At 58.9% G+C, this 18,507-nt stretch carries 17 protein-coding genes; 8 read left to right on the top strand and 9 right to left on the bottom strand.

What is annotated here, in order from left to right; genetic code table 11:
- Positions 1-73: 73 nt before the first annotated feature.
- From QN399_RS23270 to QN399_RS23260, 3 genes are all read right to left on the bottom strand, one after another.
- The gene (locus QN399_RS23270) at positions 74-2,158 is read right to left on the bottom strand and encodes a TonB-dependent siderophore receptor (RefSeq protein ID WP_330201756.1); all 2,085 of its coding nucleotides are present in this window, start codon (positions 2,156-2,158) and stop codon (positions 74-76) included.
- 17 nt (positions 2,159-2,175) lie between these two features.
- Positions 2,176-2,946 (bottom strand): aldolase/citrate lyase family protein, encoded by a 771-nt coding sequence (locus QN399_RS23265; protein ID WP_322179598.1) that lies wholly within the window; start codon positions 2,944-2,946, stop codon positions 2,176-2,178.
- A 127-nt stretch (positions 2,947-3,073) separates the two neighbouring features.
- On the bottom strand, positions 3,074-3,865 hold the full coding sequence (locus tag QN399_RS23260) for a hypothetical protein (RefSeq protein ID WP_322179597.1): 792 nt from the start codon (positions 3,863-3,865) through the stop codon (positions 3,074-3,076).
- Between the two features lie 119 nt (positions 3,866-3,984).
- Between QN399_RS23260 and QN399_RS23255 the strand changes: the two genes are divergently transcribed.
- Positions 3,985-5,661, top strand: a complete 1,677-nt coding sequence (locus QN399_RS23255) for a thiamine pyrophosphate-binding protein (RefSeq protein WP_330201755.1) — start codon at positions 3,985-3,987, stop codon at positions 5,659-5,661.
- A 1-nt stretch (position 5,662) separates the two neighbouring features.
- On the top strand, positions 5,663-6,382 hold the full coding sequence (locus tag QN399_RS23250; protein ID WP_322179595.1) for a dienelactone hydrolase family protein: 720 nt from the start codon (positions 5,663-5,665) through the stop codon (positions 6,380-6,382).
- Between the two features lie 42 nt (positions 6,383-6,424).
- Here QN399_RS23250 and QN399_RS23245 read toward each other — a convergent pair whose 3' ends face one another.
- Positions 6,425-7,006: a hypothetical protein gene (locus QN399_RS23245; protein WP_322179594.1), complete on the bottom strand. Its 582-nt coding sequence runs from the start codon at positions 7,004-7,006 to the stop codon at positions 6,425-6,427.
- Between the two features lie 168 nt (positions 7,007-7,174).
- The gene (locus tag QN399_RS23240; protein WP_322179593.1) at positions 7,175-8,107 is read right to left on the bottom strand and encodes a LysR substrate-binding domain-containing protein; all 933 of its coding nucleotides are present in this window, start codon (positions 8,105-8,107) and stop codon (positions 7,175-7,177) included.
- A 136-nt stretch (positions 8,108-8,243) separates the two neighbouring features.
- Here QN399_RS23240 and QN399_RS23235 point away from each other — a divergent pair, with 136 nt between their 5' ends.
- The 6 genes from QN399_RS23235 to QN399_RS23210 all read left to right on the top strand — a co-directional run bounded on the left by QN399_RS23235 (position 8,244) and on the right by QN399_RS23210 (position 15,234).
- Positions 8,244-8,738, top strand: a complete 495-nt coding sequence (locus QN399_RS23235; protein ID WP_322215830.1) for a DMT family transporter — start codon at positions 8,244-8,246, stop codon at positions 8,736-8,738.
- A 2-nt stretch (positions 8,739-8,740) separates the two neighbouring features.
- On the top strand, positions 8,741-9,214 hold the full coding sequence (locus tag QN399_RS23230) for a DMT family transporter (protein ID WP_322179592.1): 474 nt from the start codon (positions 8,741-8,743) through the stop codon (positions 9,212-9,214).
- Between the two features lie 144 nt (positions 9,215-9,358).
- Positions 9,359-12,250 carry an EAL domain-containing protein gene (locus tag QN399_RS23225; protein WP_330201754.1) on the top strand — a complete coding sequence of 964 codons (2,892 nt, stop codon included), beginning with the start codon at positions 9,359-9,361 and terminating at the stop codon, positions 12,248-12,250.
- A 198-nt stretch (positions 12,251-12,448) separates the two neighbouring features.
- Positions 12,449-13,786, top strand: a complete 1,338-nt coding sequence (locus tag QN399_RS23220) for a nodulation protein NfeD (protein ID WP_330201753.1) — start codon at positions 12,449-12,451, stop codon at positions 13,784-13,786.
- A 2-nt stretch (positions 13,787-13,788) separates the two neighbouring features.
- A complete protein-coding gene (locus tag QN399_RS23215) occupies positions 13,789-14,547 on the top strand; it encodes a slipin family protein (protein ID WP_322179589.1) in 759 nt (252 codons plus the stop codon).
- A gap of 420 nt (positions 14,548-14,967) precedes the next feature.
- Positions 14,968-15,234: a DUF2790 domain-containing protein gene (locus QN399_RS23210; RefSeq protein ID WP_322179588.1), complete on the top strand. Its 267-nt coding sequence runs from the start codon at positions 14,968-14,970 to the stop codon at positions 15,232-15,234.
- 112 nt (positions 15,235-15,346) lie between these two features.
- On the opposite strand, the gene QN399_RS23205 is transcribed toward QN399_RS23210, so the two are convergent.
- The 4 genes from QN399_RS23205 to QN399_RS23190 form a co-directional block, all read right to left on the bottom strand.
- A complete protein-coding gene (locus tag QN399_RS23205; RefSeq protein ID WP_322179587.1) occupies positions 15,347-15,580 on the bottom strand; it encodes a hypothetical protein in 234 nt (77 codons plus the stop codon).
- Positions 15,581-15,741: 161 nt separating this feature from the next.
- The gene (gene hutC / locus QN399_RS23200; protein WP_322179586.1) at positions 15,742-16,479 is read right to left on the bottom strand and encodes a histidine utilization repressor; all 738 of its coding nucleotides are present in this window, start codon (positions 16,477-16,479) and stop codon (positions 15,742-15,744) included.
- Positions 16,479-17,615, bottom strand: coding sequence for a histidinol-phosphate transaminase (gene hisC, locus QN399_RS23195; RefSeq protein ID WP_330201752.1), 1,137 nt, complete (start codon positions 17,613-17,615; stop codon positions 16,479-16,481). The genes hutC and hisC overlap by 1 nt, the downstream gene beginning before the upstream one ends.
- Entirely contained in the window at positions 17,612-18,451 is an 840-nt protein-coding gene (locus QN399_RS23190; RefSeq protein ID WP_369125138.1) for an amino acid ABC transporter ATP-binding protein, read from the bottom strand. Before QN399_RS23190 ends, hisC begins: the two co-directional genes overlap by 4 nt.
- Positions 18,452-18,507 lie beyond the last annotated feature (56 nt).

Raw genomic sequence — 18,507 nt, 5'->3', positions numbered from 1 at the left:
GAGTTTCCTGGGGGCAGCAGTCGCCCGTCCCAAGCAGGTGGGCGACTGATTTTACAGGGGCGCGGGTGCGCAGTTAGAAGCGGTAATTTGCGCCGAGGGTGAGGGCGCGCTCCGGGGCCGGCTGGCGACCCCATGGGCTGGTGTCGATACCACGGAAGTAGTATTCGCGGTTGAGCAGGTTGCTGATGCCGACGGATGTGGTCAGCACACTTTTGTCGTCAAGCTTGAATTCGCGCTCAAGCGCCGTATTGAAGACCCAATAGGCCGGTAGCCTGCCAACCGATGCACTGGCGTTTTCCGCGCCGCTGTTGGCCGCATCGGTGTAGGCACTGCTGACGTAGAGGCCATCAAGGCTGTAGGTCCAGTGCTGGGCGAAGTGATAACGACCTTCGGCGTTGAACTGGTGTCTGGACGCGAAAGGCACTTCGTTGTCTTTGAAGTCACCGGCTCGCTGCTTGGCATCGAGGTAGGCGTAGCTGACATGCAGGTCCAGGTTCGGGGTCACCGACGGGGTCCAGAACAGTTCAGTCTCGATACCCTGATGGCGGGTGCTGCCCAGGTTCACGTAACGGTCGGTGGTGGCGTTGTACTCGATCTGATTATCGAAATCGATGCGGTACAGACCGACATCGACGCGCAAGCCTTGCCATGGCGTGTAGCGCACGCCGGTCTCGTAGTTCCAGGCGATTTCCGCGCCCACGTCGCCTTCCTTGACGATTTGGGTGATCTGCGGTGGACGCAATGAGCGCTGGGCGTTGGCGTACACGAACCAATCGTCGTTGGCCTGGAAACCCACGGTCAGGCCGGGCAACCATTCTTCGGCCAGGTTGCTGTGCTGAAAACCGGTGATCCCGTCGCTATAGTCCATTCGCGCGTTTTCGTAGCGAATGCCCGGGGTGATGGTCAGGCGCCGGTCGAACAGGCTGATGGCGTTGCTCAGGTAGGCGGCTTTGGCTTCGTCGTTGAAATGCCAGTCACGGAAGACGCTGGTCACGCCAGTGCCGAGGGCTTCGCGATCAACCCGGTAATCGATGTCTTCCTTGACGTAGCGGGCACCCAGCACCCAGGTTTGACCGACCTTGTCACCGTCGATGCTCATGCTCAGGCGCGGTTCGCTGCCCCAGACCTTGAAGTCACGCGGACCGTCCTGCTGGGTCACAGCGGTACCCTCCGGGGTGAACGGCAGGCCAACAACGAAGTTGCGGTAGCTTTTGTGGGCGAAGTTGGTCCAGCTGAACTCGACTGAATCGAAAGGGCCCATGGCGCCAAACTGTTGCGTGTAAGTGCCCCAGACCCGGTCGGTATCGCCTTCGAAGCGGTCTAGGGGACGGGTCGACTGGCGCGGATCGTCCTTGTAGTCCTTGACACTCAGGGCGCCTGCCAGGTCCATATCGGCCGTGTAGTGCTGCACGCCAAAACTCAGTGAGCGGTCATCATCGATGTTCCATTGACCTCGCAGACGGTAGTTCTGGATGTCGGTATCGGAGTGCTCGCGGCCGTATTCGCCCTGAATGGTATTGACGTCCAGTTGCAGGCCGAAGTTGTCGGTCAGGTAGCCACCGGTCCCCAGGTAGGTGTCGAACAGTTGGCGCCCGCCGGCGGCGAAGGTGGTGCGCTCCTGAATAGTGGTCTGCATTTCATGGGGAATCGGCGCGCTGATGAAGTTGATCACGCCGCCGACATTGTTCGGGCCGTATTGCACTGCCGCGCCGCCGCGCACGATGTCGACGCGGTCGATTGTCGCCAGAGTCATCGGAAACAGCGACAACCCCGTCTGGCCATAGGGCGCCAAGGCCAGAGGAATACCATCGGACAAGGCCTGAATGCGCCCGCTTCGGCTCTCGTATAGACCGCGTACGGAAATCTGCGGCAAGGCGCCGGTGCCGGTCTCATCGAAAATCTTGACGCCGGGCACGCGCTGCAAGGCATCGTCAATCCCGCGGACACTGCCTTTCCTCAAGTCGGCGGCGTCGATCACGCTGCGGCTACCGGAGTAGGTCCGCACTTCCGGATCGCTGGCGGTACCGAGCACGTCACCCTTGATCACCATAGGGGCGAGCGAGTAATCGGCAGGCGGGTCGTTGGCCAGTACGGTTTGGCAGATGCTCAGAGAGAGCAGGCTGAAGGGAAATGCAAACAGATAGTTTGTTGTTTTCATCTGGACTTCGTTCAGGCTCAGTTGGGAAATTGAAGGCTGTTCAAGCGCGCTTTCAACGCGTTGTGCAGCAGGCCGCGGTCTTCGCCAGCGAGAAAGCTGCGAATCCCCCGGTCACGCCACCAGGCATGTTGTTCGGGCGAGCGTGGATTTGCGCAAAAGGGAACTTCAGCGGCGGCGCAGGCATCGGCCATGCCTTGTAGGGCTTGCCAGACACGCGGGTGCAATGGATCAGGACCCAGTTGCAAATCGAGGGCGAGATCGAGCGCGCCTTCGAGCACCATGCCAACGCCGGGCAGCGCGAGAATGTCGGGCAGGGCTCGAAGCCCTGCGGCGCTTTCGATCATCGGTACGATGGGGCGTTGGCGATTCGCCAGTTCGATATAGTCGGGCAATGACACATGGCCAAAACCAGTGATGCGACCGCCGCTGATTCCGCGCTTGCCCAGCGGTGGGAAATACGCCGCTTCCAGGGCGCGGGCGACTTCGTCGGCGCTTTCGACACGCGGCAGAACGATGGCTTCGGCGCCTGCGTCCAGCGCACGGCCAATCAGTTTGACGTCGACTTCCGGGATACGCAGCCAGGCCGAAATCCCTGTTGCTTCGCAAGCGCGTATGCAATGCATCAGCTCATCGCCGGACCGCAGCAGGTGTTCCATATCGAGAATGACGAAGTGATAACCGGCGCTGGCAATCATTTCGCACAGCAGGGGGGAGGGGACTGAATTGAGTAAACCGTAGACGCTTTCGCCGCCATTGAGGCGAGAAAAAACGGGTGACTTCCTGATCACTGGGCATATTCCGTAATGTGAAACATATCGCCAATGATAATCGTTATCGTTTGTATGTAAAGCTCTTATTTATCTAGGCGGATGCCCAAGGCCTGATTCTAGATGGCTGAAATGCCCAGCCAGGCCCTCATAGCCCGTCTCGCAGCATTTGCAAATACTGAGGGCTGTCGGAGATAGAGTTGTGGTCTTTGCCGGGGATTACCTGCAGCGTGGCCACGCCGTTGGCGAAGTGTGTGCGGAGTTGCTCCGTGCTGGCGCGGGGTATGATTTCGTCTTGCCCGGCCGCGATCAGCAGTGTCGGCACGGTGATGAGTGGCGCGTAACGCCAGGATTCAAACGTGTCCCGCATAACCCATTTCACCGGGAACAAGGGCATCCTGCTTTGGGCCAGTTCCAAGAGGCTGTTATAGGGGGTAATCAGGATCAGTCGCGATGCCGGGCGTTCGCTGGCGAGGCGAATGGCGACGCCCGAACCCAGGCTGCGACCCACAATCGTAACGTGAGGGTGGACAGCGTGGACCTTGTCGAACAAAGCGAGGGCGTCACGGTTAATCGACTCCTCGGAGGGTGAACCGGTGCTGCCGCCGAAGCTGCGGTAGTGGAGCAGATAAAGGGCCTGGTCCGGGAACGCTTGCGAAAACTGCAACAGGTTCAGGGAAACATCCTCGGCATTGCCCCCGAAGTAAATCAGCGCATTGGGGCTGGCGCGTGGCCAGACCGATACCAACACCTTCGCATCCGGTTGCGAGAGCTCAAGAACAGTCGAGGGGCTACTCATGGCGCGAGGTTGCGGGAAATAGATAAGCGAGCGCTGGAACACGAACAGCAGCACACAGGCCAGTACGTACAAAACAGCGGCTAATGCCAGCAGTGAAATCAGGATTCGCGCGATGCGGCTAATCGTTGTCATGAGCGGCAATCACCCTATAGAGTCAACCGTTCTGCTGAGGTTAGTCGAGTGTCCGCACTTGGATGCCTGGAATGTTTTTTTCGTCGCTCTGTTCCTGCCGGAAACCCTTAACAAGGAGCTTGAAGTCTATGCCTGAACTCATCGAACCCCGCAGCGGCGGGAAAATCCTGGTCGATGCGCTGCTGCACAATGCTGTGGACACGGTCTATTGCGTGCCCGGCGAAAGCTATTTGCCGGTGCTCGACGCCCTGCACGATGCACACGCCATCCGCACCATCGTCACCCGCCATGAAGGCGCCGCCTCGAACATGGCCGACGCTTACGGCAAGCTGACGGGGCGGCCGGGCATTTGCTTTGTGACCCGTGGCCCTGGCGCCACCCATGCGAGCAATGGGGTGCACACGGCCAAACAGGACTCGACCCCGATGATTCTGTTCATTGGCCAGATCGAAAGTGGCTTCAAGGGCCGCGAGGCCTTTCAGGAAGTCGATTACACCCAGATGTTCGGCGGCCTGGCGAAATGGGTGACCGAGATCGATAGTCTGGAGCGTATTCCGGAAATCGTTGCGAAGGCGTTCAGCATTGCACTCTCCGGGCGCCCGGGGCCGGTGGTGATCAGCCTGCCGGAAGAAGTGCTGTTCGGCAGCGGTCTGTGTCTCGACGCGTCGCCGGGCCGCGTTGCCTGCGCAGCGCCGGACCCGGCCGCGATGATTGAGTTGCGCGAGCTGCTCCGTGCCGCTCGCAAGCCCTTGGTGGTGTTGGGTGGCACGGGTTGGGATGCCGAGGCTTCCCGGGCGATCAAGCATTTCGTTACGGTGAACAACCTGCCGGTGGCGGCGTCGTTCCGTCGCCAGGACCTGTTCGATAACCGTGATCCGCATTATGTCGGTCAGTTGGGCCTGGGCATTTCGCCCAAGCTTGCCGAGCGCCTGTGCACCACTGACCTGTTGTTGGTGATCGGTTCGCGCCTCAGCGAAACTGTGTCCAATGGCTACACGCTGATCAAAAGCCCGGTGCCGACGCAGCCATTGGTCCACGTGCACCCCGATCCGCAAGAGCTGGGGCGGGTGTATCAAGCCCGATTGCCGATTGTGTCTTCCCTGCGCGGTTTTGCTGCTGCACTGACGCAACTCGAGCCGCTTGCGGAGCAGCCGTGGACGTCCTGGACCGAAACTGCGCGGGCTGATTACGTGGAGCATTCAACGCCGCCCCAGGCTCACCCGCAACTGGTCGGCGTGGACATGGCGCACGTGGTTGCACATTTGAACGATGTACTGCCCGATGACGCCGTGATCAGCAACGGCGCCGGTAACTACACCGTCTGGGTTCATCGTTTCTACCGCTATCGGCAACCGGGCACTCAGTTGGCGCCTACCAACGGCGCGATGGGGTACGGTTTTCCCGCCGCGATTGCCGCCAAGCTACGCAACCCCGAGCGCACCGTGGTCTGCTTTGCCGGCGACGGCTGCTTCATGATGTACCCGCAGGAGTTGGCGACCGCCATGCAGTTCGGTGCACCGCTGGTGGTCATCGTAGTCAACAACGCCATGCTGGGGACCATCCGTATGCACCAGGAACGCGAGTACCCCGGCCGGGTGTTGGCGACCGACCTGGTCAACCCTGACTTCGTGGCCTTCGCCAGATCCTTTGGTGCTTATGGTGAATTAGTCGAGCGCACCGAAGATTTTGCCGATGCGTTTCAGCGTGCCCGGCAGGCGGGCGTTCCTGCGTTGATTGAATTAAGTACGGACCCACGGCAGATATCGCCCCAGGTGCGCCTCTTTGACGGGCCACGAGAGCATTGAAATGATTAAGCTTTGGACCGTGTTGTTTATGTTGGCATCGACGGCTGCCCATGCCGACACAACACTGCACACCGACCTGCCGTTGAGTTACATCGAGCAGGCCGGTCCCGACTCACACAATAAACCGCTTATTATTTTTCTTCATGGCTCTGGGAGCAATGAAGAGGACCTGTTCGACATAAAAGATCAATTGCCCGCCGACTACACCTATCTGTCGGTGCGGGCACCGTTTGAGGTCGAGTCAGACAGCTATCAGTGGTTCAACAAAAAGGCGGGCGAGGGTGATTACGATGGCGAGACGGATGAGCTGAAGAGCAGCGCAGGGAAGATCGTTGATTTCATCGCCAAAGCCACCGGGAAATACCACACCCAGCCTGACAAGGTGTTTCTGGTTGGTTTTAGCCAAGGGGCGATCATGAGCTATGAAGTTGCCCTGCGCGATCCCGAGGTCGTGCGCGGGATCGCGGCATTGAGCGGGAAGATTCTGCCGGTGTTGAAGTCTGAATTGAAGCCTGCCGACAACCTCAAACAGGTGGCTATTTTTATCGGTCATGGCACCGCAGACCGAAAGCTTCCTTACGCGGGTGCAACCGACGCAGAGACGCTGCTGCAAAGCCTGTCCCTGACCCCGGAGTTTCATGCCTACCCAGGCATTGGCCACACGATCAGTCAGACCGAAATAGTGGACCTGAACAGTTGGTTGCAGCAGATCAATCAATGATGCCTGGAAGCGGAGCCTCACTCGCTTCACAGGCGCATCACCTCATTGACCACCGACGATTTGCTTGATCAGTTTATCGTGCCCAGCCTGGTCGTCCGCGCGGAATATGACCTGAACCACCGACATGTGAGTGCCCGACCCGGCCAGGAAAGTGGTGCTGAGGGTCCTGCCGCCGCCCATGGTGGCGGTGCTGTCGATCTGGCGCACGCCTAGACCTTTGAGGGTCAGTTTCTTCTCGCTGAGCTTCTTGAAATCAGGCAGTCCTGCACTCTGTTGTTTGAGAAAGCCGGCAACCGCGCCGTCGAGAAAATCAGCGTCATTGTCTTTCGCGTTCACCCCAGCCTGCAGAGGGTGTTCGACGGCGATGACCACGCTCTTCGTCGTTTTATTGACGTACATCGTTCCGGTCTCACCCGCAGTGCCGCTGGCTTCATCGCCTGCGGGCAATGGGTTGGCCACATAGCTGTCGGGAAGTTTGAATTCGAATTTTCCGCTGAGTGTCGATACTGTCTGCATCGCCGGTTTTTGTTTGGTCGGCGCAGTCGCCGCATAGCTGTTTATACCGCCCAGACTGGCCGCCATCGCCAGGATCAAAACAGCGGCCTTTTTAACGAAAAAAGACATTTAATCTCTCCTGATTGATTGCGCGCAGCGCCTTGTGGGCGTCGAAATGAATGACGCCACCGCGCATTGATGGGCTGGTGAAGGTGCGAAAATACCCTGCGGAACTATTGCAGGGAAGTAAAAGCTGCCAGGAAGTAAAAGCACACGGCTATCCGAAGAACACACCGTTCAACGATCCCAATAGGGTGTCGGTCCAAACCGCTCGACAAAGAAATCGATCACTGTTCTGACTTTGACCGAGAGGCGTCGGCTGGTCGGCCACAGGGCCGCGATCTGTTGGGGTTCGAGACTGGTCGATACGTGAAACTCGCTCAGTACCGCTTGCAGCGTCCCTTTGTGCAGTGCCTCGCCAATCAGCCACGAGGGAAACATGACCAGGCCCATGCCGAGTTCGGCGGCCTGGGTCAGGGTTTCGGCGTGATTGCCGGTCAGTGGGCCTTTGACGGTGTAAGGCACCCAGTTGTCCTGGCCAAGGCGAAAGAACCAGCGCTGCTGGCCGGTCATGCCTTTGTAGGCCAGGCACTGATGCGCCGCCAGCTCATCCGGGTGCTGCGGTGTACCGTGGCGTGCCAGGTACGCCGGGCTGGCGGCAAGCCGATAGCGTTGCGGGGCGAGGATGCGCGCCTGCATGCTCGAGTCATTCAGGACGCCGATGCGGAACAGCAAGTCCGCACCTTCCTGCAAAGGGTCAACGAATGTATCGGTCTGCTGCACGTCGAGTTGCAACTTCGGATAGCGGCGGCACAACTCGGCCAGCCCGGGCGCCAGATGCCGTTGGCCGAAGACCACCGGTGCATTGATCCGTACGAGACCGCTGGGTTCACTGTCCTGCTCCTGCAAGGCCCGCTCGGCTTCCTCCAGTTGCGCGAGTACCAGGCGGGCATGATGTTCGAGCAATCGCCCCGCCTCGGTCGGCGTAACGGCGCGCGTATGGCGATACAACAGTTGTTGTTGCAGCGCGTTTTCCATCACCTGGATTTGCCGCGAAATCGAGGAGGGCGCCACACCTTCACGGCGCGCAACTTCGGAAAAACTCCCTCGATCAAGCACGGCGACGAACAGGCGCAGCGCCTTGAATCCCAACTCGTTGAAGCCGTGCATGATTAATCCTGCTGTGCGGGTTGCGCAAAAGTACTTTGTGAATAGTCCCATTTTACGCAAAGGACGATCAACCCATACTTCGTGCCCTCGGCAAGGCCTTGGTCTTGCACCTCGATTTTTGTAGAAGGCGCACCTGATGCACGTCACACCGCTGGAAAACGCTGTACTTGAAGATCAGGACCGGCACGCCCGGCTGAAAAAGTTGCTGCTGCTGCCGCTGGTGATTCTCGCGGGCATGGGCCTGTCGGTCGAAGCCGGATTGCTCGGCCCATTGGGTGTGCAGGTCGGACACTTGTGGGCAACCCTGAGTATCTTTGGTGTCGGTGCCGCCCTGCTGTTTTTGCTAACGCTGCTCAGTGGGCCGCAACAGGGGCCCGCGTTGTCTGAGTTGCCGCGCTGGCAATTGCTGGGTGGCTTCCTTGGGCCGATGTATGTTGTGGTGCTGACAGTGGCGACGCCCCACATCGGCATCGCGATGACCATGATTGCCATTCTGTCCGGCCAGGTGGGTAAAAGCGTGTTGATCGACCATTTCGGCTGGTTCGGTGCGGCCCGCAAGCGGGTCAATGTTGAACGCTGGGTGGCCCTGATACTGATTCTGGTGGCACTTATTCTGATTGCGCGAGGTTGATGATGAACGTGACTCTATTGTTGATTCTGGTGGTGGCTGCTGGCGCCGTTCTAAGCATTCAGGCCGCCATCAATGGTCGTCTTGGAGAGGCTGTGGGTGTATTGCGCAGCAGTTTGCTGACCTTCGTAGTGGGCGCGGTGATCACCGCACTGCTTATCCTGTTCTTCGAACCCGCGCATTCCATCAGCGTGCTGGATGTGCCGAAATGGCAGCTGGGCGGTGCCTTTTTCGGGGTGATCTACATGATGGTGATGGTCGGTGCCGTACCACGGGTGGGTACGGCTGTCGCGACCGTTGCGGTGATCGTCGGTCAACTGGGCATGGGCATGTTGATTGATAACTTTGGCTGGCTGGGCAATCCCGCCATCGAGTTGTCGGGCAGCCGTATCCTGGCAATGGTCTGCCTGGGACTTGCCTTGGTGTTCATGTACCGCAGCAGTGCGGCCGCGCCGGAATCCGCCGATAAAGCGCAATGAACTAAGTTGTTATTGGAGGGGGCCGTACAAAAACATATAAAACAATTGAAATACAGCGCGATAAGCTTTAAACAAAAGGATTGTTAGCACATCGATTACTACAAATAAGATGTGTACCGCCAGTTTCTGGCTCATGGAGCGCAGATGAGTTTCCGTCCTTTGACCGACACCTTGGGGCAATCAAATGATTGCGGCGATGTCGCCTCTCAAACTATCGGCAGCTCGGGCGGCGCCAGGGATGCGATTGAAACGCTGTTGGCGGCAGCTCAGAGCTGGAACCACACAACGTCATGGGTCGTGTACAGAGCCGGTGAGCAAATGCACCGGGTGGGGCAGGGCGATCCGCAGGTGCAATGGCCTGCCAGTATCGCCAATGACGCGTTCGATGCTTTTTGCGTCGCCTGGAAACTGCACCGTTGGCCAACGGGTAGTGGCGAAAGCGCACTGGGTTGGCTATTGGCGCCACTGGATGACGCCGCAAATCCTGCTTTGGCCGACTTTGCCCTGCGTCTGGGCCTTCAGGTGCAGACCGATACGCTGGCTCGGGCACAAATTACCCAACGTGTGCTGTATGAAATCACCTACCTGGCCAGCTCCACACGTGAGCGTTCGGTCTTTCTGGTCGGGGTTCACCGTTTACTCGCGACGCTGATCGACGCCGAGAATTTTTACCTCGCGCTCTACGATGCTCGCAGCGGCAAAATTACCTACCCCTATTACGTCGACATCATTGATGTTGATGCACTGGAAGCCGAGAACTACGAATTTCTCGATCCCACGCACGTGTCCTTGACCGGGCAGGTACTGACCAGCGGCCAGCCATTACTGATCGACGCCGCCGGTATCCGTACAGCCCAGGCGCAGGGTCGATTTTTTTGTGTAGGCCATCGGCCCAAGTTCTGGATGGGCGCGCCGCTTAAAAATGCATCGGATGATGTGTTCGGCATGTTGGCGATGCAGGTGTATGACGTTTCGCGCGTTTACAGTGCCGAGGACCGGGCGCTGTTCCTGGTCGTTGCGCGGCACGTGGCCATGGCGCTCGACCGGATTCTGCACCGTGCCGACCTAGAAGAAACGGTGTTGCGACGCACGCTGGAACTGTCGGAGCTCAACAATGCACTGCGTCAGGAAGTGGCGGACAGAGAGCGTGCTGAACACCTCCAAAGTGCGCTGTTTCAGATTGCCGAACTCTCGAGCCAATCCGGCGACATGGAGGAGCTTTTTCAGCGTCTGCACGGGATCGTGGGCGATCTGTTGTTTGCGAAAAACTTCTACATCGCGTTCTTCGACGACACGACCGCAGAGGTCACGTTTCCTTACTATGTCGATGAGCGACAGACGGCGCGACCATCGTCACGACGCGGTCAGCGTGGGTATACCGAATATGTGATATGCCAGCGCCGGCCGCGTCTGATTGATCGAGATGAAGCCTTGAGGCTGGAGAGACTCGGCGAAATCGAAATTATCAACGAGTCCACCCGATCTTATTCCTGGCTTGGCATCCCACTGTTCGATGGTGACGTGGTTCGTGGCGTGCTCGCGGTGCAGAGCTATACTCCTGAGGTGAGCTATTCACAGCGCGATCAAGAGTTGCTGTCCTTCGTGTCGCGTCATATCGACACTGCGTTGTCGCGTCGTAGCGCTGCCGAAGCGATCCACGCGGCCAACCTCAAGCTCGAAGCGAGGGTTCAGGATCGCACCCGCGCACTCGACCACGCCAATGCCAAGTTGCAACACGAGAACTCCCACGACGCCTTGACCGGTCTGCCAAACCGCGGCTATTTGCAGCAGCGCCTTGATGTGGCATGGATTCAGTTTGGCAACGACGGCCTGCCGCTCGCCGTGATGTTCATCGACCTTGACCGCTTCAAGATGGTCAACGACAGTCTCGGCCATCACTTTGGCGATCTGTTACTGATGCAGGCGGCTTATCGTTTGCGCAGCTGTCTGCGTGAGAGCGACCTGCTGGCGAGGCTCGGCGGCGACGAGTTTGCGGTGCTTGCGCCCGATGCACCACTCGATGCGGTGGTCGATATAGCCGAGCGGATTCTGGCTGCGTTCGACCTGCCATTTTTTATCAATGGCCATGAAGTGTTTTCCTCCTGCAGCATCGGTATTGTCAGCGCTGACAGTCAATTTCACCATGAGCCGGCCGACCTGTTGCGCGATGCGGACATGGCGATGTATCGGGTCAAGAGTGGCGGTCGCGACAGCTATGCCGTGTTCAATCAAGAGGTGCGGCGCGAGGTGTCGGACCAGGTCGAGCAGGAAGGCGCACTGCGTAATGCACTTAAGCGCACTGACGAACTGGTGCCCTATTTCCAGCCTATCGTCTGCGTGAGAACTGGCGAGTTGGTCGCGTTAGAAGCGCTGATTCGCTGGCACCAGCCTGACGGCCGGGTCATTGCCCCAGGCCAGTTTCTACCCGCTGTAGAAGGCCTGCGCCTGATCGGACGACTCGACCTGTACATGCTGACCAGTATCGTCGTCATTCTGGCGCAGCCCGAACACGCCCACTGGCCGCCCGTACATGTGAACTGCTCCAGTTACAGCATGACCCGGCCGGAGCTCGCCAGTGAAGTGCTGACGCTGCTCGCCCGACACGGGGTCGCACCGTCGCGGATCTGCCTGGAACTGACCGAGGGCGCGCTGGTGGCCGAACCGGACATTGCGCGGCAGACCATGCAGCAACTGGCCGACAATGGTATGTCGGTGGTGCTTGATGACTTCGGCGCGGGGTTTTCGTCACTGAGCTATGTGCACCAGTACCGCTTCAGCGGCCTGAAAATCGACAAGTCATTCATTCTCGAACTCACCGCCAGCCCGCGCAGTCGCGCCATCGTCAGGGCCATCGTGCGTATGGCCGAATCACTCGGCCTCTCAGTGGTGGCCGAAGGCGTGGAAGACGTCGAGACCCTCGACCTCCTGCGCGAAATGGGGGCTGGTCAGGCTCAGGGTTATTACTTCGCCAAGCCCATGGCGCTGAACGAATTGATCCAGACCTCAAAGGCTCCAGGGACCTGGCGGCTGGGGTAAAGAGCAAAGCACTCGCGGGGATACCCCACGCGCGGGCCTGTTTGTCGGACAAAGTCCTCTGCCGAGAACGCCTTTAGCTTGATCGGTAACCTTGGCGTGCGCATGCGCTGGTGAGTCCCCCCTTAAACCCATCCGTCCGGGGCTGGCGTCAACTAAAATGACAGGTGACAGTCGGCGAGACATGTTTGGGAGGTTTCTGTGAGCAGTCGTTGGTGGCGCAATACAGTGCTGTTGATGTGGCTGCTCGGGGTGCCCGTGGGGGCGACTGCTGCAGACGGTTCGGTCAGGGTGTTGGCGGTGGATGATGTGATCGGCCCGGCCAGCGCCGAGTACGTGGTTAATGGTTTGGCCCGGGCTGCGGACGAGCAGGCTCAGTTAGTGGTGCTCACCATCGATACCCCTGGCGGGCTGCAAAGCTCGATGCGGGTGATTGTGCAAGCTATTCTCGCTAGCCCGGTGCCGGTGGTCAGTTATGTGTGGCCCAGCGGTGCCCGTGCGGCGAGTGCCGGCACGTATATCCTCTACGCCAGCCATATCGCGGCCATGGCACCGGGCACCCATCTGGGCGCCGCCACACCTATTCAGCTTGGCGTTCAGCCTGCGCCGTCAGAATCTCCCGCAACCGACACCGAGACGCGCAAGCAAATCAGCGATGCGTCAGCTTTTTTACGTGGGCTGGCTCAATTGCGCGGGCGTAACGCCGAATGGGCCGAGCAGGCGGTACGTGACGCTGTCAGCCTGACTGATTCTGAAGCCGCGAAACTTGATGTCATTGAGTACCGTGCCAAGGATTTGAGCGATCTGCTCGGGCAACTGGACGGCAAATTCCTGAACGTGGAAGGCCGGAATGTGCAGTTGCATACCGCGAATGCGACGGTGATTCACGACGATCCGGGCTGGCGCATCCGCGCCTTGGCGATCATCACCAATCCCAATGTAGCGCTGGTGCTGATGATGATCGGCGTGTTCGGTCTGATTTTCGAGTTTTTTAACCCTGGCTCGGCAGCTGGAGGTGTCATCGGTAGCATTTGTTTGCTGCTGGCGATGTATGCCTTGCAATTGTTGCCAGTGAGTTATGCCGGTGTCGGTCTGATCATGCTGGGGATGGCGCTGATGGTGGCCGAGGCGTTTCTGCCGAGTTTCGGGGTGATCGGTTTTGGCGGCATTGTTGCTTTCATCGGCGGCGCGACGATGTTGATGGACACCCAGGCCCCTGGATTCTCGGTGGCGTTGCCGTTGATCATCGCGATGGCAGCGGTCAGCGCCCTGTGCCTCATCGGTTTGGTCGGGGTGGCGCTCAAGTCCCGGCAGCGCCAGGTCGTCAGCGGTGACGCGGGCCTGGTCGGCAGTATGGTCACGATAACCGCATTGCAGGCGGATGACCCCTTGGGCGGTTGGGTGCAACTGCAAGGTGAAAACTGGCAGGTGTTGAGTCAAACACCGTTACGGCCCGGTCAACGGGTCCGGGTAGTGGCGCGTCGTGGCCTGCTGCTGGAGGTCACGGAGGTGCCGGATAAGCCTCAACAAGGAGACTGATCATGTTTGTGCAACTGGGTTTTGGCGCGCTGGTGTTGCTGTTGGTACTGCTGGCGCTTTCTACCTTTCGTATCCTGCGTGAGTATGAGCGAGGGGTGGTGTTTCAGCTGGGGCGATTCTGGCAGGTCAAGGGGCCGGGCTTGATCCTGCTGATTCCGATGGTTCAGCAGATGGTGCGGGTCGATCTGCGTACGGTGGTGCTGGATGTGCCGCCGCAGGACGTGATCACCCGGGACAACGTTTCGGTGAAGGTCAACGCAGTGCTGTATTTTCGGGTGCTTGATCCGCAACGGGCGATCATCCAGGTCGAAGACTTTCTCATGGCCACCAGCCAACTGGCGCAGACCACGCTACGGGCCGTGCTGGGCAAGCACGAGCTGGATGAGCTGCTGGCCGAGCGTGAGCGGCTCAATGTCGATGTTCAGAAGGTGCTCGACGCACAGACCGATTCCTGGGGGATCAAGGTGGCGAACGTCGAGATTAAACACGTCGACCTCAACGAGTCGATGATTCGTGCCATCGCCAAACAGGCAGAGGCTGAACGTGAGCGTCGGGCCAAGGTGATCCATGCCGAAGGCGAGTTGCAAGCCTCGGAGAAGTTGGCAGAAGCCGCTGAGGTGCTGGGCCGACAACCTGGCGCCATGCAACTGCGCTACATGCAGACCCTGAGTGTGATTGCCAACGACCGCACCTCGACGATTGTCTTCCCATTGCCCATTGAGTTGCTTAAGGGCATGGCCGACCTGTCGCCCAAGGTGTGAGGGCAAGATGTACACCTGATGCAACTTCCGACACGGCCTCAATGAGCATCAGGTGATGGCGAGGCGGGTGGCACGACCGTGTGTATCAGTGGCACCGTTGCGCCCTCCGCTTTGAACCCGCACAAGGGGGGGAAGGGCGATTGGGACGAAGATGTGTGGACGTGTTCGAGGGCTACGCCGTATTGCGTATTGTCTTTGTGGGCAGTCACTGAGTTTAACGGAGTGCGGGGTTATTGTTACCAAAACAGCACATAGTCTTTATCAGAATAGGCACTGTAAGTAAGCACCGTTGCCGCCTACCCTTCACCTCACTAACCATTGAAACCCGAACAGACACGTTGATCACTCACGCCTGCAAGATGAAATTGACGTGTCGTGAGTTCGGCTGCCTGTCGCACCTAAAGTGAGAGGGATGTAAAGATGAAAGCGTCACTGCTGTTTTTATTAGCCTGTGTGTCTGCAGTCAGCATGGCCGATGAAAAACATGAAGGGACTGCCCAGCAACAGCCTGCCGTTGAACACTACGACTATTCAATGAAACCGGACATTGCGAAGGTCCTGTCAATTTCCGATGCCCGAGGGGGCTGTGAAGCGGTTCCGGTGCAAATGAACTACCTGGACTCTGCTGGCAAGGCACATATCCTTGAATACTTGGTGATGGGTACCGGTTGCTCTAATGGTGGATAGGCCATCGTCGGGTGCGCTTTGATAAAAGCTATATGACCTGATTTATAAAAAAGGCTCTGTGATACAGAACCTTTTTTATCGGTATGTTTTTTGGTGTTCAGGTCGCTGATAGTTAGGCGGACAGTTCTGTCAGTCGTTGGCTGCACGCGTCATCAAACGCCACATAAAGACGCTCCGCGATCTGACTTTTAATGCACTTGCCGCTCTCCAGTCCCAGGACGAATCCTTCAGCTTTGCCCCCAGCGCGATTCAAATCATCGGCCGTACCTGCTTGGGTAATGGCGTCCAGCAGCTTCTCGGCGTCGGGTCCCACGCCTTTTGGTAACACGATCCCGTCGAGGCTCATTGTTCGACCCCTTGCTGTGGATGCCGGCCATCAAGTCGGCCTGAATGCATGCGGTGTTGGTCGGTCATGGTGATTCCTTAGCGTAATCGGGCCCTGCGTGAAACCACAGGCCGTGGCGATGGTAGGCCAGCGCCCGGCTAATGGCGAGCGATTGAGCGGGGTCAGCCGTCGCGGTACGCACCGTTGACGTGCAGACGGCTGCCGAGTCGATAGCGTGATGAGGGATGAACCAGGCGTACGTAAGTGACAACCTTGCCGCCGCACCAGGTTCGACGCATCAGCACCAGGCAGGGTTCGTTGGCGTCGATCTGCATGTATTTGCTTTCGTCGTTGCTGGGGTGACTGGCTTCTACGATGTGTTCCATTTCGTCAGGGTGGATCACCTGTAGCAGGTACCGGGACGCTTGCAGGTGTTCGCCGAATGTTTGCTGAATGAACTCGGGCGCCAGCTCGGGGTTGACGTACCGGTCCTCAAGTTGCACCGGCACGCCGTCTTCACAGTGCACGCACAACAGGTGAAACACCGAGGTGCCGGTGGACAACGCCAAGGCAGCGGCCACGGCCATTGAGGCGGCTTCGCGCCCCAGATGCAACACATGGCAGGAGTACCGGTGGCCACGGGCGGTGATTTCGTCAGCGATGTTGGTGATGCGCAGCAGGTTCGATTGCGGCTTGCTCTTGGCGACAAAGGTGCCGACCCCTGAGACCCTCACCAGATGGCCTTCCTCGGTCAGTTCGCGCAGTGCCCTATTGACGGTCATGCGCGACATGCTCAGTTCCTGCACCAGACGGTTTTCCGAAGGAATCAAATCGCCGGGCTTCCATTCGCCGGAGCGAAGTTTGCCTTGAACAAAGTCCTTCGCCCGCTGGTAAAGGGCCTGCGGTGCGGCTTTTATCATCAGGCGCTCCGCACGTGTTGTTGGGTGAGGACGCTTGCCAAGGCCTCAAGAAACAGGTCGTTATCCTCACGACTGCCGACGGATACTCGCAAATACCGGGTATGCCCGGCCTCACGCCAGGGTTTGATGATCACGCCCAGGTGTAACAGCGCCTGGTTGACGGTCTCGGCGGCAAGGGGTGTGGAGAAAAACAGGAAGTTGGCCATCGACGGCACACTGACGATGCCCAAACCCTGCAGCGCAGTGGCCATTCGTCTACGTTCGCCGGCGACATGTTCGAGGGCCGCGTGCAGGTGCTCATCATCGGCCAATGCCGCAACCGCCGCAGCCTGGGCCACGCGGTTGATATTGAAAGGCGTGCGCAGGCGATCAATCAGGTCTGCCAACACGGGATCACTGACGATACCGTACCCGATGCGCAGACCAGCCAGCGAGTAGGCTTTGGAAAAGGTGCGCAGCAAAATGAAAGGTTTAGCGCTGTCTTGGATCAGGCCCAGGCAGTCCGGGTACCCGGCTTCATGTTGCGCGTATTCGTAATAGGCTTCGTCGAGCACCAGCAAACAGTACGCAGGCAATGCCGCGAGCAATTGCTGCAGTTCATCGGCGTTTAGGGTGCTGCCGACCGGGTTGGACGGGCAGGAAAACATCAACAAGCGCGTACGCGGCGTCAGTGCAGCAATCATTGCCGCTACGTCGAAGGCGCCGTCGGCGGTCATCGGTACGCCCACAACCCGGGCGCCTGCGGCCATCGGATAGATGAAGTGCAGGCAGAAGAACGGCACCACAGTCACCACTTCATCGCCGCGGTCGAGAAACACTCGGCTGACGATACTCAGGAGATCCTCCGAGCCATTGCCGAACACCAATTGATTACCCGGCACCCCGAGCTTTTTCGAGAGGGCGGTGCGTAACGTCAGGGAGCTGGCGTCCGGGTATAGGGCAATTTCGCTGCACGCCTGGGCCATGGCGGCGGCCACGGCAGGTGCCGGGCCGAGCGGATTTTCATTGCTGCCGAGTTTGGCGACGCGGGTCAGGCCAAAGCGTTTGCGCACCGCCTCCGAGCTGAGGCCGGCGTTGTAGCTGGCAAGGTCGCGTACTTCGGCGCGAGCCAGCAGGTTCAAATCGGTCGTGCTCATGCCGGGTTCGCTTCTTTGCTGTCCTGCCAGAACGCATTGCGGTCCAGGTAGTTCTGCAAAAACTGCTGTAGGCGCGGGTGTTCGGCGTTATGAAATATCTCGTGCGGCGTGCCGCGCGCGACGACTTCCCCCTGATCGAGAAACACCACCGAATCGGCCACTTGCGCGGCGAAGCCCATTTCATGGGTGACCACGACCATGGTCATGCCTTCTTTGGCCAGGGTTTTCATGACGTGCAACACCTCGCCGACCAGCTCCGGGTCGAGGGCCGAGGTCGGCTCATCGAACAGCATGATGTGCGGCTCCATGGCCAGGGCTCGGGCAATCGCCACACGCTGTTGCTGACCACCGGAAAGTTGGGCTGGATAAGCATCCGCCTTGTGGGCGAGGCCAACTTTATCGAGCATCGCCATGGCCCGCTGCCGCGCATCGGCGGCAGACAGCTTACGCACGCGCAGCAACGCTTCACTGACGTTGCCCAGTGCGGTCATGTGCGGCCACAGGTTGAACTGCTGAAAGACCATGCCGACATTGCGCCGCACCAGATTGATCTGGGATTGCGCAGCGCGCTTGCGGCCTTTGCCGTTGTCTGGCACCCAGCCAAGCAGTTTTCCCTCAATATAAATCTCGCCTTCGTCGTACTCTTCGAGAAACGCCATGCTGCGCAGCAGGGTACTTTTACCCGAGCCTGAGGGGCCGATCAGACACACCACTTCAGAGTGCCGGACCTGCAAGTCGATACCCTTGAGTACGCGCAATGGACCGAAACTTTTGCCGACGCGGTGCAGTTTCAGCATCGGCTCGCGGTTGTCGGAGAGTGCTTCGGGAGTTTTCATCGCTTCACCTGATTCTTGCAAGGCTGATAAGTGCGTGGGTGCCAGGCGCGGGTCTG

Origin of the sequence: Pseudomonas sp. 10C3 (genome assembly GCF_036346185.1) — a bacterium.
Taxonomy (GTDB): domain Bacteria; phylum Pseudomonadota; class Gammaproteobacteria; order Pseudomonadales; family Pseudomonadaceae; genus Aquipseudomonas.
This window is presented reverse-complemented; position numbering and strand designations above follow the sequence as displayed.

Coding starts and splice junctions, on each gene's coding strand:
- QN399_RS23270 (WP_330201756.1), bottom strand. CDS start 2,158: ATGAAAACAACAAACTATCTGTTTGCATTTCCCTTCAGCCTGCTCTCT.
- QN399_RS23255 (WP_330201755.1), top strand. CDS start 3,985: ATGCCTGAACTCATCGAACCCCGCAGCGGCGGGAAAATCCTGGTCGAT.
- QN399_RS23250 (WP_322179595.1), top strand. CDS start 5,663: ATGATTAAGCTTTGGACCGTGTTGTTTATGTTGGCATCGACGGCTGCC.
- QN399_RS23245 (WP_322179594.1), bottom strand. CDS start 7,006: ATGTCTTTTTTCGTTAAAAAGGCCGCTGTTTTGATCCTGGCGATGGCG.
- QN399_RS23240 (WP_322179593.1), bottom strand. CDS start 8,107: ATGCACGGCTTCAACGAGTTGGGATTCAAGGCGCTGCGCCTGTTCGTC.
- QN399_RS23235 (WP_322215830.1), top strand. CDS start 8,244: ATGCACGTCACACCGCTGGAAAACGCTGTACTTGAAGATCAGGACCGG.
- QN399_RS23230 (WP_322179592.1), top strand. CDS start 8,741: ATGAACGTGACTCTATTGTTGATTCTGGTGGTGGCTGCTGGCGCCGTT.
- QN399_RS23225 (WP_330201754.1), top strand. CDS start 9,359: ATGAGTTTCCGTCCTTTGACCGACACCTTGGGGCAATCAAATGATTGC.
- QN399_RS23215 (WP_322179589.1), top strand. CDS start 13,789: ATGTTTGTGCAACTGGGTTTTGGCGCGCTGGTGTTGCTGTTGGTACTG.
- QN399_RS23210 (WP_322179588.1), top strand. CDS start 14,968: ATGAAAGCGTCACTGCTGTTTTTATTAGCCTGTGTGTCTGCAGTCAGC.
- QN399_RS23205 (WP_322179587.1), bottom strand. CDS start 15,580: ATGAGCCTCGACGGGATCGTGTTACCAAAAGGCGTGGGACCCGACGCC.
- hutC (WP_322179586.1), bottom strand. CDS start 16,479: ATGATAAAAGCCGCACCGCAGGCCCTTTACCAGCGGGCGAAGGACTTT.
- hisC (WP_330201752.1), bottom strand. CDS start 17,615: ATGAGCACGACCGATTTGAACCTGCTGGCTCGCGCCGAAGTACGCGAC.
- QN399_RS23190 (WP_369125138.1), bottom strand. CDS start 18,451: ATGAAAACTCCCGAAGCACTCTCCGACAACCGCGAGCCGATGCTGAAA.